23 protein-coding genes and 2 tRNA genes are annotated in these 22,205 nt (G+C 57.6%); 6 read left to right on the top strand and 19 right to left on the bottom strand.

The window, feature by feature from the left end; translation table 11 throughout:
- Window positions 1–77 precede the first annotated feature (77 nt).
- The gene (gene efp / locus ACJ5NV_RS01875) at window positions 78–641 is read right to left on the bottom strand and encodes an elongation factor P (RefSeq protein ID WP_411641892.1); all 564 of its coding nucleotides are present in this window, start codon (window positions 639–641) and stop codon (window positions 78–80) included.
- A gap of 223 nt (window positions 642–864) precedes the next feature.
- On the opposite strand from efp, the gene ACJ5NV_RS01870 reads away from it, so the two are divergent.
- Together ACJ5NV_RS01870 and ACJ5NV_RS01865 are read left to right on the top strand one after the other, a co-directional pair.
- Window positions 865–1,188, top strand: a complete 324-nt coding sequence (locus tag ACJ5NV_RS01870) for a DUF6280 family protein (protein WP_411641946.1) — start codon at window positions 865–867, stop codon at window positions 1,186–1,188.
- Between the two features lie 111 nt (window positions 1,189–1,299).
- A complete protein-coding gene (locus tag ACJ5NV_RS01865) occupies window positions 1,300–2,751 on the top strand; it encodes a cobyric acid synthase (RefSeq protein WP_411641891.1) in 1,452 nt (483 codons plus the stop codon).
- A 13-nt stretch (window positions 2,752–2,764) separates the two neighbouring features.
- On the opposite strand, the gene ACJ5NV_RS01860 is transcribed toward ACJ5NV_RS01865, so the two are convergent.
- The 3 genes from ACJ5NV_RS01860 to ACJ5NV_RS01850 all read right to left on the bottom strand — a co-directional run bounded on the left by ACJ5NV_RS01860 (window position 2,765) and on the right by ACJ5NV_RS01850 (window position 5,968).
- Window positions 2,765–3,676 carry a hypothetical protein gene (locus ACJ5NV_RS01860; protein ID WP_411641889.1) on the bottom strand — a complete coding sequence of 304 codons (912 nt, stop codon included), beginning with the start codon at window positions 3,674–3,676 and terminating at the stop codon, window positions 2,765–2,767.
- A 168-nt stretch (window positions 3,677–3,844) separates the two neighbouring features.
- Window positions 3,845–5,260, bottom strand: a complete 1,416-nt coding sequence (locus ACJ5NV_RS01855; protein WP_411641887.1) for a TolC family outer membrane protein — start codon at window positions 5,258–5,260, stop codon at window positions 3,845–3,847.
- A 54-nt stretch (window positions 5,261–5,314) separates the two neighbouring features.
- Complete coding sequence (locus ACJ5NV_RS01850; RefSeq protein WP_411641885.1) at window positions 5,315–5,968, bottom strand: protein-L-isoaspartate O-methyltransferase family protein; 654 nt, start codon at window positions 5,966–5,968, stop codon at window positions 5,315–5,317.
- Between the two features lie 125 nt (window positions 5,969–6,093).
- On the opposite strand from ACJ5NV_RS01850, the gene ACJ5NV_RS01845 reads away from it, so the two are divergent.
- Window positions 6,094–6,167: transfer RNA gene (locus ACJ5NV_RS01845), tRNA-Cys, on the top strand.
- 332 nt (window positions 6,168–6,499) lie between these two features.
- Here ACJ5NV_RS01845 and ACJ5NV_RS01840 read toward each other — a convergent pair.
- The 4 genes from ACJ5NV_RS01840 to ACJ5NV_RS01825 all read right to left on the bottom strand — a co-directional run bounded on the left by ACJ5NV_RS01840 (window position 6,500) and on the right by ACJ5NV_RS01825 (window position 8,577).
- The gene (locus ACJ5NV_RS01840; protein ID WP_411641883.1) at window positions 6,500–6,862 is read right to left on the bottom strand and encodes a hypothetical protein; all 363 of its coding nucleotides are present in this window, start codon (window positions 6,860–6,862) and stop codon (window positions 6,500–6,502) included.
- 1 nt (window position 6,863) lies between these two features.
- Window positions 6,864–8,009 carry a DUF6538 domain-containing protein gene (locus ACJ5NV_RS01835; RefSeq protein WP_411641882.1) on the bottom strand — a complete coding sequence of 382 codons (1,146 nt, stop codon included), beginning with the start codon at window positions 8,007–8,009 and terminating at the stop codon, window positions 6,864–6,866.
- An 86-nt stretch (window positions 8,010–8,095) separates the two neighbouring features.
- Window positions 8,096–8,171: transfer RNA gene (locus ACJ5NV_RS01830), tRNA-Ala, on the bottom strand.
- An 82-nt stretch (window positions 8,172–8,253) separates the two neighbouring features.
- Window positions 8,254–8,577 (bottom strand): TIGR02300 family protein, encoded by a 324-nt coding sequence (locus ACJ5NV_RS01825; RefSeq protein ID WP_411641880.1) that lies wholly within the window; start codon window positions 8,575–8,577, stop codon window positions 8,254–8,256.
- A 111-nt stretch (window positions 8,578–8,688) separates the two neighbouring features.
- Here ACJ5NV_RS01825 and ACJ5NV_RS01820 point away from each other — a divergent pair, with 111 nt between their 5' ends.
- Window positions 8,689–9,378: a M48 family metallopeptidase gene (locus tag ACJ5NV_RS01820; RefSeq protein WP_411641879.1), complete on the top strand. Its 690-nt coding sequence runs from the start codon at window positions 8,689–8,691 to the stop codon at window positions 9,376–9,378.
- A gap of 31 nt (window positions 9,379–9,409) precedes the next feature.
- Window positions 9,410–10,060 (top strand): GntR family transcriptional regulator, encoded by a 651-nt coding sequence (locus tag ACJ5NV_RS01815; RefSeq protein WP_411641877.1) that lies wholly within the window; start codon window positions 9,410–9,412, stop codon window positions 10,058–10,060.
- Here ACJ5NV_RS01815 and ACJ5NV_RS01810 read toward each other — a convergent pair.
- The 4 genes from ACJ5NV_RS01810 to ACJ5NV_RS01795 all read right to left on the bottom strand — a co-directional run bounded on the left by ACJ5NV_RS01810 (window position 10,057) and on the right by ACJ5NV_RS01795 (window position 13,610).
- Window positions 10,057–10,902, bottom strand: a complete 846-nt coding sequence (locus tag ACJ5NV_RS01810) for a TerB family tellurite resistance protein (protein WP_411641875.1) — start codon at window positions 10,900–10,902, stop codon at window positions 10,057–10,059. The genes ACJ5NV_RS01815 and ACJ5NV_RS01810 overlap by 4 nt on opposite strands.
- Window positions 10,903–11,230: 328 nt before the next feature.
- Entirely contained in the window at window positions 11,231–12,619 is a 1,389-nt protein-coding gene (gene lpdA / locus ACJ5NV_RS01805; RefSeq protein ID WP_411641873.1) for a dihydrolipoyl dehydrogenase, read from the bottom strand.
- A 73-nt stretch (window positions 12,620–12,692) separates the two neighbouring features.
- Window positions 12,693–13,103 (bottom strand): MAPEG family protein, encoded by a 411-nt coding sequence (locus ACJ5NV_RS01800; protein ID WP_411641945.1) that lies wholly within the window; start codon window positions 13,101–13,103, stop codon window positions 12,693–12,695.
- A gap of 66 nt (window positions 13,104–13,169) precedes the next feature.
- Window positions 13,170–13,610, bottom strand: a complete 441-nt coding sequence (locus ACJ5NV_RS01795; protein WP_411641871.1) for a L,D-transpeptidase family protein — start codon at window positions 13,608–13,610, stop codon at window positions 13,170–13,172.
- Window positions 13,611–13,646: 36 nt separating this feature from the next.
- Here ACJ5NV_RS01795 and ACJ5NV_RS01790 point away from each other — a divergent pair, with 36 nt between their 5' ends.
- A complete protein-coding gene (locus ACJ5NV_RS01790) occupies window positions 13,647–14,036 on the top strand; it encodes a hypothetical protein (protein ID WP_411641870.1) in 390 nt (129 codons plus the stop codon).
- A 197-nt stretch (window positions 14,037–14,233) separates the two neighbouring features.
- On the opposite strand, the gene odhB is transcribed toward ACJ5NV_RS01790, so the two are convergent.
- The 7 genes from odhB to sucC all read right to left on the bottom strand — a co-directional run bounded on the left by odhB (window position 14,234) and on the right by sucC (window position 22,071).
- Window positions 14,234–15,451 carry a 2-oxoglutarate dehydrogenase complex dihydrolipoyllysine-residue succinyltransferase gene (odhB, locus tag ACJ5NV_RS01785; RefSeq protein WP_411641868.1) on the bottom strand — a complete coding sequence of 406 codons (1,218 nt, stop codon included), beginning with the start codon at window positions 15,449–15,451 and terminating at the stop codon, window positions 14,234–14,236.
- Complete coding sequence (locus ACJ5NV_RS01780) at window positions 15,448–18,408, bottom strand: 2-oxoglutarate dehydrogenase E1 component (RefSeq protein WP_411641866.1); 2,961 nt, start codon at window positions 18,406–18,408, stop codon at window positions 15,448–15,450. Before ACJ5NV_RS01780 ends, odhB begins: the two co-directional genes overlap by 4 nt.
- Window positions 18,405–18,983, bottom strand: coding sequence for a DUF805 domain-containing protein (locus ACJ5NV_RS01775; RefSeq protein ID WP_411641864.1), 579 nt, complete (start codon window positions 18,981–18,983; stop codon window positions 18,405–18,407). Before ACJ5NV_RS01775 ends, ACJ5NV_RS01780 begins: the two co-directional genes overlap by 4 nt.
- Before the next feature lie 92 nt (window positions 18,984–19,075).
- Entirely contained in the window at window positions 19,076–19,957 is an 882-nt protein-coding gene (gene sucD / locus ACJ5NV_RS01770; RefSeq protein WP_411641863.1) for a succinate--CoA ligase subunit alpha, read from the bottom strand.
- A gap of 21 nt (window positions 19,958–19,978) precedes the next feature.
- Window positions 19,979–20,278, bottom strand: coding sequence for a hypothetical protein (locus ACJ5NV_RS01765; protein WP_411641861.1), 300 nt, complete (start codon window positions 20,276–20,278; stop codon window positions 19,979–19,981).
- A 63-nt stretch (window positions 20,279–20,341) separates the two neighbouring features.
- The gene (locus ACJ5NV_RS01760; RefSeq protein ID WP_411641860.1) at window positions 20,342–20,881 is read right to left on the bottom strand and encodes a hypothetical protein; all 540 of its coding nucleotides are present in this window, start codon (window positions 20,879–20,881) and stop codon (window positions 20,342–20,344) included.
- Window positions 20,878–22,071, bottom strand: a complete 1,194-nt coding sequence (gene sucC / locus ACJ5NV_RS01755; RefSeq protein ID WP_411641858.1) for an ADP-forming succinate--CoA ligase subunit beta — start codon at window positions 22,069–22,071, stop codon at window positions 20,878–20,880. Before sucC ends, ACJ5NV_RS01760 begins: the two co-directional genes overlap by 4 nt.
- Between the last annotated feature and the right edge of the window lie 134 nt (window positions 22,072–22,205).

Genomic DNA, 22,205 nt, shown 5'->3' with positions numbered 1-22,205 from the left:
CGATCTGCGAGTGATCTGACATGCAAAGGGCGCCAGCATGATCCATGCCAGCGCCCTGTTTTTTCAGCGTCGTAGCCTTAGGCGCGTTCAGAATATTCGAACGTTTCAGTGTTCACCACGATGTCTTCGTACTGTGCGACGAAAGGCGGGATCATAATGCGCACGCCGTTGTCGAGGATCGCAGGCTTGAAGCTATTCGCGGCAGTCTGGCCTTTGACGACCGGCTCTGTCTCGACCACATTGCAGACGACCTTTTGCGGCAGGCTAACGTTGAGCGCTTCTTCGCCGTAATACTCGATCTTCACGACCATACCGTCCTGAAGGAAGGGGCGACGCTCACCAAGGATGTCGGCGGGCAGGGCGATTTGATCGTAGGTTTCACTGTCCATGAAGGTCAACATGTCGTCGGCTTCGAACAAGAACTGCTGATCTTTCTGGTCAAGGCGCACCCGTTCCACCTTGTCGGCAGAGCGGAAGCGTTCGTTCAGTTTGCGCCCGTCGCGCAGGTTTTTCAGTTCCACCTGCGCAAAGGCACCGCCTTTGCCGGGTTTCACATGGTCGACCTTGACTGCGGCCCAAAGGCCACCATCATGTTCAAGGACGTTGCCGGGGCGGATTTCATTACCGTTTATTTTGGGCATGGGTCACTTCGTGTCAGAATTGTGTCGAAAGGTTGAAAGCATCGTTGTCCCCGCTATATCTGGGTGACGAGCCTGTGACAAGCTTGCGAAATATGCCGTTTTTGCGGGTTTAGCCATGCGCCCTGTGCATGGCAGCCATTCCAAATGAGGGTCCCCGAATCGGAGCGAAATGGGCATATTGGCGCGGACGCGGAACTGCAAGAGCAAAAACAAAGGAAACATGATGAGAGATTTCGTCGACGGTACAGCGTTCAACAATGAACAAGGGAACCGCGCTCGCAAACTGTTTGCGGCGGTGGTTCTTGCGGCATTGGATGATGCGATTGCTGACGATAAGAAATACGGTAACGGCCCCGAGCAGATTGCTCGGTGGGCGCGCTCTCGCGACGGACGTGAAGTGCTTTCCTGCGCTGGTATTGACCCCAACGAACGTGTCGTTGAAGGGCTGATGGAATTTGTCGGTAAGGGTGTACGTACATCTGTCGCGCTGTCGCGCGAAGAAAGCGAACGTCGCCACGCTGCCGAACAGGAAGCGCGCGCCGCCTGAACTGGATTAAATCGTCAACTGAAATGCGCGGTCCCTCTTGGGGCCGCGTTTTTTCTTTTTGCGCCTGCGTCGCCCCTTGCGTCATGCGGATGGCTGGGCCACTCAGATGCGATGACCAAGGCGATTATGATACAGGGCGCAGGCTCGAACGTCGGCAAGTCCATGCTGGTTGCGGGGATAGCGCGTGCTTGCGTGCGTCGTGGCCTGTCGGTGGCACCATTTAAGCCGCAGAACATGTCCAACAATGCGGCAGTGACGGCAGACGGTGGCGAAATCGGCCGCGCGCAGGCACTTCAGGCGATGGCCTGCGGATTAGAGCCGCTGGTGGATATGAATCCTGTTCTGCTCAAGCCAGAGTCTGAAACCGGCGCGCAGGTCATTGTCCAAGGTCAGCGCTTTGCCACCCTGAAGGCGCGGGATTACGGCCGCCAGAAAGCTGCGTTGCTGCCGCGTGTGCTGGAAAGCTTTAACCGGCTAGGGGCGGGCCGTGATCTGCTGATCGTCGAAGGCGCGGGCAGCCCGGCGGAGGTGAACCTGCGCGCGGGTGATATTGCCAACATGGGCTTTGCCGCCGCTGCGCAGGTGCCTGTGATACTGGTCGGTGATATTGACCGGGGCGGCGTGATTGCGCAACTCGTCGGGACTCATGCGGTGCTGCCACCGGACGACCGGGCGTTGATCCGGGGGTTTGCCATCAACAAGTTTCGCGGCGATCCGACGCTGTTCGCAGAGGGAATGGAGATTATCAAAGAGCGGACCGATTGGGCCGCTTTGGGGATCGTGCCGTGGTTCGCCGATGCGTGGCGATTGCCAGCCGAAGACGTGATGGATATCCGTGCCAGCCGGGGTGGTGATATCCGGATCGCTGTACCCCGTTTGAATCGGATCGCGAATTTCGATGATCTTGATCCCCTCGCCGCCACGCCGGGAGTCAGTGTTGATCTGATCGCGGACGGGCAGCCGCTGCCGGGCGATGCGGACCTGATCATTGTTCCCGGCTCTAAGTCGACGATTGCCGATCTGGCGCATTTTCGGGCGCAAGGATGGGATGTTGATCTGGCGGCACATATACGTCGGGGCGGGCATGTGCTGGGCATTTGCGGTGGCTATCAGATGCTGGGTAAAGAGATCATTGATGCCGAGGGCATTGAAGGTGCGCCATCACGCGTTGACGGGTTGGGCGTGCTGGATGTGTGTACGGTGATGAAGCCGCAAAAACGGCTGGCCCTTTCACGGGCGGTCTACCTGCCCACCGGCGCAGATGTGAGCGGTTATGAGATTCATATCGGCGATACGGCAGGCCCTGACACGGGGCGCGCTTGGTTGTCGCTGGATGGGCGGGGTGAGGGGGCCGCGACGGCGAATGGTCAGGTTCTGGGGTGCTACCTGCATGGGCTATTTGCAGAAGATGCGTTCCGCCAAGCGTTCTTTGAACGTCTGGGTAAACCAGTGGCGCATCACGACCATGCGGCAGGTGTTTTGGCCACGCTGGATCAGCTTGCGGATCATCTCGAGCAGCATCTGGATATCGAGATGCTGCTCGGATTGGCGGGCGATATCTGAGCGTAACTTACGCTCAGTCCTCGTCAGTGTCGGCGAGCATGCGCGTCAGCTCTCGCCTTACCAGTTTGCGGACACTGCGGGTAATGCGTTCACCTATTTCACCGTTCAGCTCGTCCCGGATGATCTCTGTCACCAAATCGCGCAGCGCTTCTTCGTCGATCCCTGCGAGCGGGTCCGCAGGCGTATCAAGCGCAAGAATAGGTGCGTCTTGCTCATCATCCTCAGGCAGCGGGTCATCTGACAAGAACACCTCTGCCGGGATCGGATCGACAGCAGCGCTGGCGGGCTTCGCGTCCTCGGGCGTGACTGTTTCCTGTGCCTTGGCATTGACGTTTGCTGTCGATGACAATGCAGCACCGGTTATCGCAGCGCTTACGCTTTCAGTCGGCCTTGCTGTGTCCGTTGTGACAGGGTCTAAGGTTTCGCCGGCGTTTTCTGTGATGGTCTCAGCCGGGGGCTGCGTGTTGGCCGCTTGTGTGAAGGGTATCACCGCATCCGGGATCTCTGCGGCACCTTCTGCAACATTGCTGTCCTCTATGCTATCGGGCGCAACCGCGATCACGTCAGCCTCTGTCTGCGTTTCATCTGGTTCAGGCACTGCATGTGCCTCGATCAAGGCAGGTTCTGCCGGTGCTTTGAGCGCGATTGGCTCTTCACCGCCCTCAATCAAAAGAGGTTCCGCAGCAGGTTCTTCTGTCACGGGTTCCGTCGCAGGCGCGAGCACGAGCGGCGCGGCATCGTCTGCTATCGCCGATGTATCCAACGCGCCCTCAGGGACGGGGGATACTTCAGGCTCCGCACGCTTTGCCGGTTCGAGCACAAGGACGGCATCCGTCTCTGTATCGGCAATTTCTTGCGCAGCAGGCTCTGACTCTTGCGGAGCGACCCGTTGTTCAGGGGTTAAAACTAACTTTTCACTGGCCAATTTTGTCTTCGAAGATTCTGTGCCTTTGTTTGCCACGAGCTTCCTCACCGACGACAATACTTCATCTATTTCGTCTGTTCTTGCCGAGTTGGACATAATTGTATTTCCGACTGCGCGCCCACCCGGTTCAGGTTATCTGATTAACCGAGTGGGAACAACAACCTGTCACTATTCGTGCCCGATTGCGCGGAGAACACGATCAAGTGCCTGACCCTGTGAAGAGTGCACGACAGGCGCATTCTTGGCCAGGTTATAGTAAGAGGACGGATCGTATTGCTGGACTGGCAAGTTCAGGTGATCAACGGTCAATAACCCGACAGCCGCCAAAAGCGCGTAAGATGCGATGACCTCATCCGCTTGCGCCGAAATGCTGTTGGCGCGGGCGTCCAGCAATTCCTGTTCAGCGTTCAGCACGTCAAGCGTGGTGCGGGCGCCAAGCGTGGCCTCTTCCCGAACCCCGTCAAAGGCAACCTGCGCTGCGCGGATTTGCTGATTTGAGGCAACGCGCGATGCACGGGCAACGACAAGGGATGCATAGGCATTGCCCACCTGCTGTTCGATACCCAGCGCAGCGACATGAAGACCGGCGCGGGTCGCATCCCGGTTAGACATCAACTGGCGGATCTGGCTGGACAGACGACCCCCATTATAGATCGGGCCGCCAGCAGAAATGCCAATTTGGGCCTGTTGTGACCGGGTCCTGTCATCGAAATCCCTGCTCAGATCAACCGGGCCGGTGTCACCCCAGCTATTCGACGTTGAAATGGAACCTTCAAGCGACAACGATGGACCAAGCGCAGCCTCTGCCCGGCGGATTGTCAGCTCGGCTGCTGCCACGGCGTGCTGTGTTTCAAGGATCACAGGGTGATTACGGACCGCAAATGCTTTTGCCTCAGCTTCGCTGCGCGATGCTGGCGCGGGGGAGACCGGGGCCAGCCCAGAGGGCATGCGGCCAACTGCAGTGCGGAACTCCTCGACTGATTGTGCTAGGTTGCCCTGTGCGGCAGCCAGCAGGCTGCGGGCCGCGGCAAGCCGTGCCTCTGCCAGTGATACATCGGTGCGGGTTACTTCGCCCACATCAAACCGGTCCTGTGCCGCGCGGAATTCCTGCGTAATTACCCGCACATTGTTTTGACGTAGGGACAGGAATTCGGTGTCACGGCGCACATTCATATAGGCTTGGACCGCGCGGAAAAGCACGTCTTGCTCGACCGCACGCAGCGATTGACGGGTGCCAAGGATCGTTTCCTTCTGCGCTTCAATGGCCAGTCTATTCGACCCGCCTGTGTACAGAGGCAGAGAACCCGAAATGCCGGCTGTCGCGCGATGCAGGGTTGAGGCGTCGCTTGTTGTGCGCGACCGGGTGCTGGTGGCACCCATCGACCAATTGATGATCGGGCGTGTGGTCGCAACGGCCTGCGCGAGATCTTCATCAGCAGCCCGAAGCAACGCCCGGTTCTGATCCAGCAAACCTGAATTATTATAAGCGTCCGTCAGCGCCGCTGCGATCGTATCTGCTTTGACCGCAGGGGCCACGGCCAACGCGAGCGAGAGCATAATCGCCCCCAATCCTTTCCGTTCCATCTTTATCTGCCTCTCACTTGTTATGTGCCCCCGCTTCAGACGGGGCGCTTATTGTTAAAGTGCAAATGCCGATTTCCTTTCGAATCCCGGCAAAACAGCTGCGCTTGCATTGAACGCGAACCGCCAATTGATGTTGTCGTCCAGCTTATGCCCGACGCGGACGACGCCAAGGGCGCCTTCGGCAAAGATACAGGCAATGCGGCCGCCTTCTTTCAACTGAGCGGTCAGGGACGCGGGAACCTCTTCCACGCCGCCTTCGATAATGATGATATCATAAGGACCGGATTTCTCCGCCCCTTCTGTCAATGCGCCCGCCATGACGGCGGCGTTGTCGATCCCCTGGTTGGACAAAAGGCTTTGTGCCTCTTCGGCGCGCGCCTCATCATCCTCGATCCCGACGACAAATTCGCAAAGATGCGCAAGGATCGCTGTCGAATATCCCAGTCCGCAGCCCAGATCGAGCGCCACATGCGTCGGTGCGATATCCAACGCGGTGAGCATTTTACCCAAGGTGCGCGGTTCTAGCATGACGCGACCGCCGCCGAGGTTCAGGTTTTCGCCAATATAGGCCGCTTCACGCAGGTTGGCAGGCACGAAAAGTTCGCGCGGAACAGAAAGCATGGCGTCGATGATGGGGAAACTGGTTACGTCAGATGGGCGAACCTGTGTATCGACCATCATTGTGCGACGAGATGCATAGTCAGTCACGGGCTAAACTCTTTCGTTCAGTATCTTTGGTATTTCATGCCACAGAAGCGGCAGCACGGCAACGGTTGATCGCAGTTCAGCACATCTTGCGGACCGGTTTCGCGTAGTATATGCGCACAGACGGCGGCGAGTTGGCGGAGTGGTGACGCAGCGGATTGCAAATCCGTGTACACCGGTTCGATTCCGGTACTCGCCTCCACCTTATTTTACTGGACATTTCGTAGTAATTTCACCCTTCAGGTAGGGCATGAATTTGGCCGGTTTACACACTGGTTTACAGCGGCATGGGTTTAGCAGCTGATGTGTCGAGCAGAGAAACCATCAGTATCTCGGCAAAAAGGACCGCAAGGAGTAATCCTCACAGTCCTTCTTGGCGCCCACCACCATCAGCGATATTTTTTCGCACCCTTCCTGCCGGCCTGATTGCCGCAGTAATCAGACCCTTCACGACATTTCTGAATCTCCGCTATACGTTCGCTCCCCTGCCATGGCGGTGTCATAGGTAGCGACCGGAAAAATTGAGAGCGTCCTCTACTTGTGTGCCTCGGAGCGAAAAACAGTGAGCTTTTCCAGCACCTCGTCAGATACTTCCGGCACCAGAGCTGCATAGTTCTCGATGACATATGCAGCATGCTGCAATCCCCACCCCATGGTCACGGCAATTTGGTTGAGAGAGCAACCGGCACGAAGCAGCTGTGTCACAGCAGTCCCCCGCAAATCGTAGGGACGAAGTTCGTGGCGGATCGGGATGAGCGTGTCATCCTTCTCTGCTTTGGCATTATGCCGCTCCTTTACGCCACGAATAACACTGCTCGCTCGGTTGGCAGTAAGTATGCCTCCGGTCAACGACGGAACAATCAGGTCCTGCCCTTCCGGCATTGTGTCTATCAGCACTCTATCCGGCTGAGCTTCGCGAACGCGGCGTTCGGCTACGGTGAGCGACGCTGAACGGGGACCGCTGGTCTCGTGCCGACACTGTGGCGCGAACTGAGAGCCCCTTGAACAACGACGGCTTGACCTCATCATAATGCGCTTCTGCCCAGCTCCAGAATGCCCCGACGCGCGTCAGTGCCTTGTTGAGGTTCGTCGTACTCATGGGTGCCATACCTGAACGGTCTGCAAGCGCAGCGGCCTCTTGGATCGATAGATTCTTCAAGCCGGGCTTTTTCCGCCAGTTGGGGGGAAGCTTAAGGAGAACCGCTTTGAGGGCGCGGGCATCGTCCTTGTTATATCTATGGAGCGGCTTGTTGCCTGCGATCTCAGCAAAGGCAGTCATCCACGCAAGGTAGTCGTTCCTCGCCTTGTCGGTCCACGCGCGGGACTTCTCAGCAGTCCATGCGTCCACCGCGTTTTGCAGCCTGACATGGCTGCTGATACTATCTTGTCTGGTTGCGGTGGCTGAATTGTCAGAGAGGTCAACCGGGTAGGGCGGCGTTGGCACGACGTCTCCGGCGTCTCTCTTGGCGATGCCTTCGTAGGCCTGAACCTGCGCTTCTTGCAGCGCACGGATAACCTTGTGCCAGCTTGGTGAGCCCTGGGCCAACCGCAGCTCAAGTCCGTCCCAAGTCAGGACCTCCTCAGCCTCGTCGCGAATGATGTGATCACGCTTGCCTCGCGCAAGGTCATAGCGAGCGGCCTTGTTGAAGAACGCGTTGTCATCCCGACGTTCCTCCCAAGTGGGTTGAGGCAGCTCTGCTTGAGGCTCAGAGGTGTGTTCCGGGTCGTAGAAGCCATCTTCGCGAACCTCTTCGTCCTCGTCGAGCAGGTGGTGCAGATAGGCCTGTTTCACAGTCTCGATCTGAGCCGGGGTGAGCTCTGAGAGCTCTGGTTCTGGTGCCCGAATGTCGCCGGTCCTCAGTTGCTTTCGGTGTGCCTCAAAGAGCTGATCCATCCGCACACGGCGCAGCGCTTCGTCCCTGTCCTTGATTATTAGCGAGAAGGTCTCTTCGCGCTTTCCATACGAATCTTTGATGTCGGTGGGGACGGCTGCGCGGTGGTAGTAGGCGGCTCCGCGACGGTACAGGCGGGTGTGTCCAGGCATCTTTTCTAAGCGTCTCAGTGTAACACTTCCCGGAAAAGACCCTTCAAAATCAGCAAGTTACTGATAAACTTGGCAGTTTTGAAAGATGGTGGAGCCTAGGGGAGTCGAACCCCTGACCTCTTGCATGCCATGCAAGCGCTCTCCCAACTGAGCTAAGGCCCCTTATGCAACAACCTGTTGCGAGGTGCTGTCTATGCAGCGGACCGGGCGAGATCAAGTGAAAATCGCACCCGGCCAAATAGTTTTAATCGTCGTCATCGGTGCTGACATCGGCCAGCTCGTCGAGCGAAACCGTATCATCATCGTCGTCATCTTCCAGAACGTCATCGCCAAGATCGACATCGTCGTCATCATCGTCGTCGAGAACCAATTCGTCCTCGTCGGTCGTTTCCTTCATCTTTTTGGTCTGCGCGTCTTCAGCATCCGCGACCATTGTGCGTGTCTTCGATGTGTCGACAGCAACTTCCTTACCGGTGTAAGGGCTGATGATAGGTTTGGCGTTCAGGTCGTAAAAGCGTTTGCCGGTTTCGGGGCAAAGGCGCTTGGTGCCCCACTCTTCCTTAGGCATAGGCTATCCCTTCAAAATCTTGGTCAGTCCCTTGCGGGTGATCGCTGCCAACTGCCATAAGCGACGTGAGGTGTCAAAGGCTTTGGCGTCGGTAAAAGATGAAAGTTGGATATGGGCCGCCACAGGCTTGAAGGCAACCCCCCGATTGATGTGACATTGCGTCGGTCTGCGCGGGCCAAGCGCTTGTCGTTGCGGGTGTCCCGGCTGGACGGGCGTGTGACGCTGACCTTGCCCAAGCGCGCGCGCGAAGGTGAGGGGATTGCTTTTCTGCAAGCCAAGGAATCCTGGTTGCGTGGCCATTTGGACCAGATGCGGCCCGTGCAGACCGTTGTAATGGGGCAGGGGGTGCCTGTCCGGGGCGCGCTGCTGCCGATTATACCTGCAACGGGCCGCTATGTGCGAATCACGCAGGATGCCGTGCATGTGGTCGCGGGCCGGCCAGTTGGGCCGCAGGTGACAGCGGCGCTGAAGGCGCTGGCGCGGGATGTGCTGACGGATGCGTCTGACCGCTATGCCGCGCAGGTGAACCGCCCCTATACAAGGATTTCACTGCGCGACACCCGCTCGCGCTGGGGGTCGTGTTCCAGTGCCGGGGCGCTCATGTATTCTTGGCGTCTGATCATGGCCCCGTCCGCGGTACTGGATTATGTCGCCGCGCATGAGGTCGCGCATCTGGTCGAGATGAACCACGGCCCCGCCTTCTGGGCACTGGTGGGGCGGCTTTGTCCGGACTATGATCAGCATCGCCGCTGGCTGCGCGCAGAAGGGGATCAGTTGCATCGGATCACGTTCGAGAATTGACCCGCCGCTTAATCCTCATCACAACTGACATATGTTGATACAGCCCCGCCCCATTGACCCCACGACCGCCGCGCATGAACGTGTCTATCGCGCGCTGCGCACCCGCATCATGCATGGCGAGATCCCCCCGGGTGAGGCGCTGACCCTGCGCGGGATCGGCAAGGAATACGATGTCTCTATGACCCCGGCGCGCGAAGCGGTGCGCCGTCTTGTGGCAGAGGGCGCGCTGTCGTTGTCATCCTCTGGTCGGGTGTCCACCCCGGCGCTATCCAATGAACGGATTGAGGAGTTGGCTACGTTGCGGGCGTTGTTGGAGCCGGAGCTGGCGTCGCGGGCATTGCCACGCGCGCATTTCGCGCTGATCGAGCGGCTGGAGGGGATCAACCATGGTGTGCGCCAGATGATTGCCCGACATGACGCCACTGGCTACATCCGCCTAAATCTGGAATTTCACCGCACGCTATACTTGCGCGCGCAGGCACCGGCGATGCTGGCGATTACCGAAACCGTTTGGCTGCAACTTGGGCCCACGATGCGGGCGCTTTATGGGCGGCTGAACCGCAAGGAGCCGCCCCACCACCACAAGCTGATCCTGAGCTCTCTCAAGGCGGGGGATGAACCGGGGCTGCGTCTGGCAGTGCGGATGGATGCAACGCAGGGGTTGCGGATGCTCAAGGGTTAAGCGGCTATATGCGTGTCCAGATCGGCGAGTGCCACGTTCAAGACGCGCCGGAAATCTTCGCCCGGCATACCAAGCCCATGGGCCAGTTCGGTTGCAAAGTTATATTCTGATTTTAGCATTTTGCCATCGGCAATTGCGATAAACAGAACCGCCTGCATCATCGTGTCTTTCTCGCGATCCCGCAGGCCCTTGCCAAACCCGATAAAATCATGCGGTGTCAGTTCAATTTCAAGATGGTCGGCAAGCCGGATCACATCCGATGTTGGGTAAACGCGGCCAGTCAGACGCCGGGCCGTTCGGGCGATCAGCTTCATTTCGCGTGCGTCAACGAGACCGTCGCATTTGGCCACGTGGCACATGGTTGTCAGGATGCGTTGCGCCGCTTTGCGTCGCAGGGGGCCGCGCGGGTCGAGTCCCATGAGCGATTTAATCCGGCGCAGGATCACCGCAAGCAGCGCAAGCGCGACACCCAGCCATAGGCCGTAGTTGCGGATGTTACGTTCCAAGCTGTTGCGCGCGACTGGAGGGATCGCAGGGTCGATAAGGTTCATCCGGTCGGATTGCGCTGTCACGATCTGTTCTGGTGAAAAATGCCGTTCAAGCTGCTGATTACAACCGTCAGATGACAGGGCATAACCCTGTATGTCGCTTGTCAGCGTATGCCCCATAATCAACAGGTCCCGCGTGACATAGCACAGGGACAGTGAGCTAAGGCCGGGGCCGGGAATCAGCGTTTCGCTGACGAACTCCAGCTTTTGAAAATAGCCGCTATTGCTGGTGAATGCCTGTGCTGGCATTGCATACGCAATGAAAAGAAGCGTAGCAAAAGCAAGTTTTTTCATCTTATTCTCGGATAGTTACAGTCTGTACCGGATAAAAGAACGGTATGATTGTGGCGCACTTATGGTCGATTGGGACCATGTCTGCGGCAATTTAGGTCTGAACAATTTCGGGTTGTGTTTTGACCATTGGCTTTTACGCTATGTCATATGACGCAGCGCAAATTCGTGCCTATAGCGTTTGACGAAATACCTGAGACATAACGTACCTGCTAACGCGTTGAAATCTATGATTTCAGGCAGCGTTAGCTGATTCAGGTTTTTCGCATAACGCTTTAAAGGTCGAAAACAAGACCTGACGCGCCGCGTGGGACGCGCCAGGTGATACGCATTATGCGTGGATCGCACCGTCACCGCAGGCCAATGCGGCCTCGCGGACGGCTTCGGAATAGGTCGGATGGGCGTGACATGTGCGGGCGATATCCTCTGCCGCTGCACCAAATTCCATTGCGACGCAGATTTCGTGGATCAAGTCGCCTGCCATCGGGCCGATAATATGCGCGCCCAGAACCCGATCTGTTTCCTTGTCCACGAGGATTTTCACGAAACCGTCGCCCGCGAAATTCGCCTTGGCCCGCGCGTTGCCCATGAAGGGAAACTTGCCGACCTTATAGGCGCGGCCTGCCTTTTTCAGGGTGTCCTCAGTCTCGCCGACGCTGCTGACCTCGGGGTGGGTGTAGATGACGCCGGGGATCACGCCATAGTTCACATGCGGATGCTGTCCGGCGATGCCTTCGGCGACGGCCATGCCTTCGTCTTCGGCCTTATGGGCCAGCATCGGGCCATCGATGGCGTCGCCAATGGCGTAAACGCCTGAGACATTGGTGGCATAGCGCCCATCGGTCTTGATTTGGCCACGCTCTGATAGTTCAACGCCAAGATCGGCAAGACCCAGACCTTCGGTGAAGGGTTTGCGCCCGGTGGCGACCAGAACGGTATCTGCTGTTATTTCGTGTTCGCTGTCATCCTTGCGCAGCTTGTAGCTGACGGTGGCTTTGCCGCCTTTGACGCTGACGCCCTGCACAGCCGCGCCCAGGGTGAACTTTAGCCCTTGCTTGGTTAACATCTTTTGAAACTGGCGCGCGACTTCGCTGTCGATGCCGGGGGTGATGTGGTCAAGGAATTCGACCACCTGCACCTCTGCCCCGAGGCGGGCATAGACCGATCCAAGTTCCAGCCCGATCACGCCTGCGCCGATAACCACCAGTTTCTTAGGCACTTTGTTCAGTTCCAGCGCGCCGGTGGAGGTGACAACCGTCTTTTCATCCACTTCAACACCGGGCAGAGAGGCGGGCGCGGAGCCTGAAGCGATTACGATATGCTTGGCTTCGTGCACCTCATCGCCGACTTTGACCTTGCCTGCCTCTGGGATAGAAGCCCAGCCTTTGATCCAGTCTATCTTGTTCTTTTTGAAAAGGAATTCGATCCCGCCTGTGTTCTGGCCAACCGTCTTTTCCTTATAGGCCAGCATCTGTTTCCAGTCGACCGAAGGGGCTTTGCCCTTTAGCCCCATGTCGGTGAAATTATGTTCAGCTTCATGTAGCATATGGGTCGCATGCAGCATCGCCTTGGAGGGGATACACCCCACGTTCAGACAAGTCCCGCCAAGGGTTTCGCGCCCTTCGACACAGGCCACTTTCATGCCCAATTGGGCACAGCGGATGGCGCAGACATAGCCGCCGGGGCCGGCACCGATAACGATTACATCATAGCTGGACATTCGGGTCTCCATTCAAAAACAGGTGTCGGATAGGCGTCGGAATTGTGTCGGACCCCATCAGGTTGGGTGCTTGTCATATCAGGGCTGACAATAACATCAGCATGGTCGAGAGAAACCCCACAAACCAGATCAGCGAGCGCCAAGGGGCGAGGCCAAAATAATAGGCGGGGACATAGGCGATACGCGCGATCAGATAGGCCCAGGCGCAGCCAGCGGTTAGCCCGGTGCCTTTGTCGCCCAGCGTGACGACCAAAACCGCGATCGTGAACAGGATCAGCGCCTCGAAATGGTTGTTCATGGCGCGGATCAGGCGCCCGGTTTTGTCGCTGACCTGTTCGGCAATCGGTTGTGCCATCCGGCTGGCATCGCGGGGTGACATGGTCTTGCCCGGCCCCAGTTCCAGATTGGCGGGCACCGCCATCAGGCAAATCTGGAGGCCTTGCAGGAGGCCTGCGAGGGCGAGAACGGTGAGTTCGGGTGTCATCATATTGCGGCGTCCTGTGCGAGGTCCCGGATCAGGTCCGGGACGGTGTTGCGCGCGGTCATCTGCCTAGCCTTCAATCGTAATCGGCGTGCCGACCGGCACCAGCGACCAGATTTCGCGCATGTCCTTATTGGTGACGGCGATGCAGCCATTTGTCCAATCCCAATAGTGTTGTATTCCGCCCAGCCAGCCCCAGCCGTTCAGGGTGCCGTGGATCATGATGTTCCCGCCGGGCGACACGCCACGGGCTGTGGCCTGCGCCGTATCGGCTGCATTGGGGTATGAGATATGCAGGCTGAGATGCGCGATGGAGTTTTGGTTTGACCAGTCGATTTCATAAGCGCCTTCGGGCGTGCGTTCGTCACCTTCTTGGGCTTTGTGCCCTTCAGGGACCCCGCCAAGGGCGATGCTGTAGCGTTTGAATGCGGTTTCGTCGCGTAGCAGTGTCAGCACCCTATCGCTTTTGTCCACATGGATTGCGTCAGCTTGCTGGTCCGCCGGCGCCATGGGTGGCGGGGTGCCAGAGCCCTCACGCAGCATGACTTGGGTGTAGGCAGCGGTGCCGAAGCCGAGGAGGAGCAGGAGGGCGAGGGGTTTGAGGAGGCGGATCATCTTGTTGTTATTAACCGCTGGAGCGTCTCGTGGATGCAGACGATTAAGAGGGTGCTGCCGCCAAGTGCTATCGTCCAGATGTGGTTTATTGGCAAATTCAGCAACGAATTCCAGATGACAGGAGCCAATACTATGAATAAGAATATGACCCTTACAAAATATGTATTGAGGAGTTGGAATTTTTTCAGATGCAACGCAAACATTAACGTGAGTATCGGTAAAGTGGTCAACCCGCCAACAATGATCATCGCGGCGACTTCGGTGGCGACTTGTGTTTTAAACCCAAATCCTCCTCCCGTAGATGAAATGAATGAAATGTAAGGTGTTAAAAGAAAGCTCAGAAAAATGACAAGTAACACAACCTGACCAATGAGTTCCTTGAGCCCAATTCGAGGCATTTCGTTACCATCATGATCCATCTTGGCCGAACACTCAGTCTAATTAGTGGACGTTTGCTTGGAAGCTAAAGATAAATGGGTTTCTCAACTATTTGGCGGCTGAGAAACCCAAATGCTCTGTTACAAATCCATCAACAACCGCCGTGGGTCCTCAAGCGCTTCTTTGACGCGTACAAGGAATGTCACCGCACCTTTGCCGTCCACGATCCGGTGGTCGTAGCTGAGCGCCAGATACATCATCGGGCGGATCACGACTTCGCCGTTGATCGCCATCGGCCGGTCCTGAATCTTGTGCATGCCAAGGATGCCGGATTGCGGCGGGTTCAGGATGGGCGAGGACATGAGCGAGCCATAGACCCCACCGTTAGAGATGGTGAAGGTACCGCCCTGCATTTCGGCCATGCTCAGCTTGCCGTCGCGGGCTTTCGCGCCTTTTTCAGCGATCGCTTTTTCGATGGCGGCAAATGACATTTGGTCGGCGTCGTTGATCACCGGCACCACAAGGCCGGTGGGCGTGCCTGCGGCGATGCCCATGTTGACGTAGTTCTTGTAGACCACATCGGTGCCGTCGATTTCGGCGTTGACCTCTGGCACTTCGTTCAGGGCGTGCACGCAGGCCTTGGTGAAGAAGGACATGAAGCCGAGTTTCACGCCGTGTTTCTTCAGGAACAGATCTTTGTATTCGTTCCGCAGGGCCATGACCTCTGTCATGTCGACCTCATTGTAGGTGGTCAGCATGGCGGCGGTGTTCTGGCTTTCTTTCAGACGCTTGGCGATGGTCTGGCGCAGGCGGGTCATTTTGACCCGCTCTTCGCGGTCAGCCTGATCGGCGGCGACCGGCGCGCGGGGGGCTGCGGCCGGGGCGGCAGCGCTGGAGGTGTCAGAGAGCGCTTTCAACACGTCCTCTTTCATCACCCGGCCATCCTTGCCGCTGCCCTGCACATCGGACAGGTTGTTTTCGGCCATCAGTTTCTTGGCCGAAGGGGCATCTTCGGGATCGCGGGGTTTGGTATCTTCCGGGCCTGCATTTGTCTGGGTGACGTCGGCGTCCGGCTTTGCTTCGGTTTCAGCCTTGGCTGGGGCGGGGGTGGCGTCGCTTTTGCCCTCGCTGATTTGGGCCAGCAGCGCGTCGACGCCCACGGTTTCACCCTCGGGTGCCACGATTTCGGATAGGGTGCCTGCGATGGGGCTTGGAACCTCGACCGTGACTTTATCTGTCTCAAGCTCGCACAGCATTTCGTCAACGGCGACCGCATCGCCGGGCTGTTTGAACCATGTGGCGACAGTCGCCTCGGTCACGGATTCGCCGAGGGTGGGGACGCGGACTTCGGTGCTCATTGCTGTGTTCCTTCGATAGTCAGCGCATCATTCACGAGCGCCTCTTGTTCTGCTTTATGTTTGCTGGCCAGCCCGGTCGCGGGTGAGGCGGCGGCGCTGCGGCCGGCATAGATGGCGCGGGTGTGCTTGGCCTTGATCCGGGTGAGGACCCATTCAAGATTGGGTTCCATAAAGGACCAGGCGCCCTGATTTTTAGGCTCTTCCTGACACCAGACCATATCGGCGTTGCTGAACCGTTGTAGTTCGTTGACCGCCGCTTGCGCCGGGAACGGGTAGAACTGTTCGAAGCGCAGGATGTAGACATCATTGATGCCGCGCTTGTCGCGTTCTTCAAGCAGATCGTAGTAGACCTTGCCTGAACACATGACGACACGTTTGATCTGGTCATCCGGGGCCAGTTTGGTGTCGGAATTGCCGTGTTCGGCATCATCCCACAAGACCCGGTGGAAGGACGAGCCGCTGGTGAATTCCTCTTTTTTCGACACGGCCATCTTGTGGCGCAGCAGCGATTTGGGCGTCATCAGGATCAGCGGTTTGCGGAAGGTCCGGTGCAACTGCCGCCGCAACAGGTGGAAATAGTTGGCCGGTGTCGTGCAATTGGCCACGATCCAGTTGTCGCCGCCGCACATGGTCAGGAACCGTTCCAGCCGGGCAGAGGAGTGTTCGGGCCCCTGCCCTTCATATCCGTGGGGCAGCAGGCAGATGAGGCCGGACATGCGCAGCCATTTGCTTTCGCCAGAGCTGATGAACTGGTCGAACATGATCTGCGCGCCATTGGCGAAATCGCCAAACTGCGCTTCCCAAAGTGTCAGCGCATTGGGTTCAGCCAGCGAATAGCCATATTCGAAACCCAGCACCGCATATTCCGACAGCATGCTGTCGATGACCTCATAATGGGCCTGTCCTTCTCGCACATGGTTCAGCGGATAGTAGCGTTCTTCGGTGTCCTGATTGATCAGGCCCGAATGCCGCTGGCTGAATGTGCCGCGGGTGGAATCCTGGCCCGACAGACGGACCCGATAGCCTTCGGTCAGGAGCGAGCCAAAGGCGAGCGCCTCACCTGTCGCCCAGTCAATGCCTTCGCCGGTGTCGAACATTTTCGTTTTGGCGTCGAGCAACCGGCCCACGGTTTTATGCAGCGGAAAGCCATCGGGAGCCTTTGACAGGGCCTCGCCCACAGCGTCAAAAGTGGCTTCGTCGATGGCCGTGACGCCGCGTTGATAATCCTCATCCTGCCGGTCCAGATGCGACCACTTGCCGTCCAGCCAGTCGGCCTTGTTCGGTTTGTAGGTTTTGCCGGCCTCGAACTCTTCGTTCAGGTGAGATTGAAAGCTGGCTTTCATATCCTCAATCTCGCCTTCGGGGATCAGCCCGTCATTGACCAGTCGTTCGGTATAAAGCGTCAGCGTTGTCTTTTGCTTCTTAATCTTCTTGTACATCAGCGGGTTGGTAAACATCGGCTCATCGCCTTCGTTGTGACCAAACCGGCGGTAGCAGATGATATCGAGCACCACATCCTTGTGGAATTTCTGACGGAATTCCGTGGCGACGCGGGCGGCGTGAACGACCGCTTCGGGGTCGTCGCCATTGACGTGGAAAATCGGCGCTTCGACCATCAGGGCGATATCTGTGGGATAGGGGCTGGACCGGCTGAAGTGCGGGGCAGTGGTGAACCCGATCTGGTTGTTGACCACGATATGCATCGTCCCGCCGGTGCGGTGACCGCGCAGGCCGGACAGGCCGAAGCCTTCGGCGACGACACCTTGCCCAGCAAAGGCCGCATCGCCGTGCAGCAGGATCGCCATGACCTTGGTCCGATCGGTGTCGTTCAACTGATCCTGCTTGGCGCGGACCTTGCCCAACACGACTGGGTTCACAGCCTCTAGGTGGCTGGGGTTTGCGGTCAGCGACAGGTGGACGGTGTTGCCATCAAAGCTGCGGTCAGAGGACGCGCCCAGATGGTATTTCACGTCGCCCGAGCCATCCACGTCTTCGGGTTTGAAAGAGCCGCCCTGGAATTCGTTGAAGATCGCCCGATAGGGTTTTTCCATCACGTTGGCGAGCACAGACAGGCGTCCACGGTGCGGCATACCGATCACGATATCTTCCAGTCCCAACTGGCCACCGCGTTTGATGATCTGCTCCATCGCAGGGATCAGGCTTTCGCCACCATCAAGACCAAACCGCTTGGTGCCCATGTATTTGACATGCAAGAATTTTTCGAAACCTTCAGCCTCGACCAGACTGTTCAGGATCGCCTTGCGCCCTTCTTTGGTAAAGGCGATTTCCTTGCCGTAGCCTTCAATCCGTTCTTTCAGCCAACCGGCCTCTTCCGGGTCGGAAATATGCATGTATTGCAGGGCAAAGGTGCCGCAATAGGTGCGTTTCACGATGGCCAGAATCTCGTTCATCGTGGCGAGCTCAAGACCCAGCACATTGTCGATAAAGATCGGGCGGTCCATGTCAGCGGCGGTGAAGCCGTATGATTTCGGGTCAAGTTCCGGATGCGGTGTATTTTCCCGCATGTTCAGCGGGTCCAGATCGGCGATCAGATGGCCCCGGATCCGATAGGCGCGGATGATCATCAACGCGCGGATACTATCAAGCACCGCATTGCGGACCTGATTTTCATCAAGGCTGACGCCTTTCGCGGCTGCTTTATCCTTAATCTTTTTGCCTGCGGCCTCTGGCTCTGTCGGCCATTGACCATCCAGTGCTGCGGTCAGGTCATCAGCAGGCTGCGGGGGCCAGTCCATGCGACCCCATGATGGGCCTGCGGCCTCTGCCTTGGCATCCTGCGGCGCGTCGCCGAGGGATTTGAAGAACGCCTGCCAGCTTTCATCCACCGCGTGGGGGTTGTCGGCATAGCGCGCATAAAGCTGTTCGACATATTCCGCGTTGTGCCCCTGCAGGAATGAGGAGGCGTGGAAGACATCGTTGGGGGATTGGTCGGTCATTGGGGGACCTCGTTAGGGTTGGGACCGTATTCGGTTTGCCCTTTTTCTGAAGGGCGCGTGAGCAGGATGAGCAGAATTAAGGGGCAGATCAGCCAAGCGAGCCAAGACAGGATGCCCAGAAGAAGACCGCTTAGGACGCCGAGAAATGGTGCAAATTGCCAAACTGTAAACGTGACCAGAATGGCTAATAGCGCTGAAGCTGGACCAATCAGAAGCATGGAAAGCCCGAACCAGGCCGATGAACCGACGTCGTGCAAGCGACGCGCCGTGGCAGCAGCTATCAGACCGTAAAAGGCGGTGGTGATCGCAATTGATATAGGTGTCCAAGTGATCTTGTAGAAATACCACGAAATGTGGCGCTCGAATTGCTGGCTCGTCTCGCCCGTAAACGCATTTGTCTTCGACACGATATAGTCGTTTGTCGTCGTCGACAGAATGGTTGCGAAAGGCCAGAGAAACACAAAGGCGACCGTCGCCAACGCTCCGGCAAACCACCAGAATTCGGCCTGCGATGCACGACCTTTGAATTGGAATGACTTGGCAAGGCAAGTCCGGATGGCTTGGGTGGGTCCCATGGCAGGGTCCTGTTTGGGGTCCCGGATCAAGTCCGGGACTGCGTTGCATTACTGGCGAAGTCCCGGACTTGATCCGGGACCTCTGTGTTCGTTTACCCGATTGCCTTCAGCACGGCTTCGCCCAGCGTGGCGGGGCTGTCGGCGACCACGATCCCGGCGGATTTCATCGCTTCGATCTTGCTTTCCGCGTCGCCCTTGCCACCGGCGACAATCGCGCCGGCGTGGCCCATGCGGCGGCCCGGAGGGGCGGTGCGCCCGGCGATGAAACCGGCTGTGGGTTTCCAGCGGCCCTTTTTCTTTTGGGCGGTCAGGAATTCGGCGGCTTCTTCTTCGGCAGAGCCACCGATTTCGCCGATCATGATGATCGACTGGGTTTCATCGTCATCAAGGAACATGTCCAGCACGTCGATATGCTCTGTCCCTTTGATCGGGTCACCGCCGATGCCAACAGCGGTCGACTGGCCCAGCCCGCTGTCAGATGTCTGCTTCACCGCTTCATAGGTCAGCGTGCCGGAGCGGGACACAACACCGACCGAGCCGCGTTTGTGGATATGGCCCGGCATGATGCCGATCTTGCAGGCGTCGGGGGTGATGACGCCGGGACAGTTTGGCCCGATAAGCCGCGAGGTGGAGCCTTGCAGTGCTTTTTTCACTTTCATCATGTCCAGTACAGGGATGCCTTCGGTGATGCAGATGATCAGTTCCATTTCTGCATCGATCGCTTCGAGGATTGAATCAGCGGCGAAGGGTGGCGGCACATAGATAACCGAGGCGTTGGCTTCGGTCACATGTTTAGCTTCATGCACAGAGTTGAAGACGGGCAGGTCCAGATGGGTCTGCCCGCCTTTGCCGGGGGTCACGCCGCCGACCATTTTCGTCCCATAGGCAATCGCCTGTTCAGTATGGAAGGTCCCCTGAGAGCCGGTCAGCCCTTGACAGATGACTTTGGTGTTTTCGTTGACGAGAATGGCCATATTGCGTCCTTTGTCTTTATTCTAACGGGCGGAGCGCCCTGTGACTTCGTCCAGCAAGCGGACGAGGACCAGAGCTGCGCCGGTGATGATGAACGACCTTGAGAGCGAGGTCGCAAAGTTATCCGGTGTGAAGCGGGCGATGCCGTCACGCAGGTTGTGGGCAGATGACACCAGCATGTTGGGCTGGCTGTCATCGGCGATGGGCGCTGGGTCAGGCAGGGCCAGCATACCGGGCTTGGTGCGCAGTAATGCGGCGCCAAGGCCGACAAGGCCGACGCCCACAGCAATGGGCAGGATGCGGTCGAATTCATTATTGGTCATGGTCTGTTCCTTTCATTGGTCTCTACCATGAACGCATTCGGCGCGATTTCGTGCCCTGATAAGTCAATCGAACTGCTCTGCCGATGATCCAACACCCATGGAGTAGGTGCGTAGCCGCGTGTTCTTGAATTCAGCCAAACCCGCAAATGTAACGTATTTCTGCCCATTCCCATCCACGAAAAACGCAGGCCCTTGTCGTAGTTGTGCAACGGTACTTCTTGCTACTCTCGGAAGCTCCAAGAGCGCATCAAAGTACACGTCATCCGACGCCGTCGCTAAGAACACGACGCGACACTGGCTAAATCCTGTTTCTGTGGAAGACGTTTCAATCAGAGCATTTTGTTCCTTATCCACATACTGTCCCGGGATATCGGTTGACATAAATCCCATTGAAACTGCCGCCGCCCGCGTGCTTTGGAAGCGCGGACTTTGATCGATGCAGGCGCGCTGGAAGATTTGCGATGCCGCATGTGAAGAAAGCTGCGCGCCGCTTAGATCGACCGGGGGTGGCCCGGACGGTGCTTGCGCAGTTTCACACGAGGCCAGCAACGACCCGGCAAGGCAGATCACGCTGGCCCTGATGGTGTTGCCGAGGGAGTTCACCCCTTCACTGCCTTCACGATTTTCTGTGCGCCGTCTTTCAGGTCGTCCGCCGCAATCACGGCGAGGCCTGAGTTGTTGATGATCTCTTTGCCTTTTTCGACGTTGGTCCCTTCAAGGCGTACCACCAGCGGCACTTGCAATCCGACCTCTTTCACCGCGGCGATCACGCCTTCGGCGATGACGTCGCAGCGCATGATGCCGCCGAAGATGTTCACAAGAATGCCTTTGACGTTAGGATCAGAGGTGATGATCTTGAATGCTTCGGTCACTTTTTCCTTGGTCGCGCCGCCGCCCACGTCAAGGAAGTTGGCAGGCTCCGCGCCATAAAGCTTGATGATGTCCATCGTCGCCATGGCAAGGCCTGCGCCGTTCACCATACAGCCGATTTCACCGTCCAACGCGATATAGTTCAGGTCGAACTTCGATGCGGCAAGCTCTTTCGCGTCTTCCTCGGTTTCGTCGCGCAGGGCTGCGATATCATCATGACGATAGATAGCGTTGCCGTCGAAAGACACTTTGGCGTCGAGCACTTTCAGGTCACCCTTGTCAGTGACGATCAGCGGGTTGATTTCCAGCATTTCCATGTCTTTTTCGACAAAGGCGGTGTAAAGCTGGCCCATCAGTTTGACGCATTGCTTGATCTGCTGCCCGGTCAGCCCCAGCGCAAATGCCACGCGGCGGCCGTGGAACGCCTGATAGCCGGTCGCCGGATCAACGGTGAAGTTCAGGATCTTTTCAGGTGTGCTGGCGGCGACTTCTTCAATGTCCATCCCGCCTTCGGTTGAAACAACAAAGCCGATTCGGCTGGTCTGGCGATCCACCAGCAGGGCCAGATACATTTCGGTTTCGATGCCAGAGCCGTCTTCGATATAAATCCGGTTCACAACCTTGCCTGCGGGGCCGGTCTGATGCGTGACCAGCGTGCGGCCCAGCATTTTCTTGGCTTCCTGCGCGGCTTCTTCCACGGATTTCGCAAGGCGGACACCACCGGCGTCGCCAGCGTCGCCTTCTTTGAACTTACCCTTGCCGCGCCCACCTGCGTGGATCTGCGCTTTGACGACCCAAAGCGGGCCGTCGAGTTCGCCTGCGGCGGCTTTGGCTTCTTCGGCGCGCATGACGGGGCGGCCATCAGAGACGGGGGCGCCATAGCTGCGCAGCAGAGCTTTGGCCTGGTATTCGTGAATATTCATGAGGCTGGTCCAATATGGCTTCGATTTCGCATGGTTAAACCACAGGGGTTAGGGATATTCTAACGCAAATCTTGGCGATGCCCTGATAATCGAACATTTGTGATCACACGATTTTCTACTGTGATCACAAATAC

The sequence above is a fragment of the Loktanella agnita genome (assembly GCF_046640325.1).
GTDB classification, from domain to species: Bacteria; Pseudomonadota; Alphaproteobacteria; order Rhodobacterales; family Rhodobacteraceae; genus Yoonia; species Yoonia agnita.
This window is presented reverse-complemented; position numbering and strand designations above follow the sequence as displayed.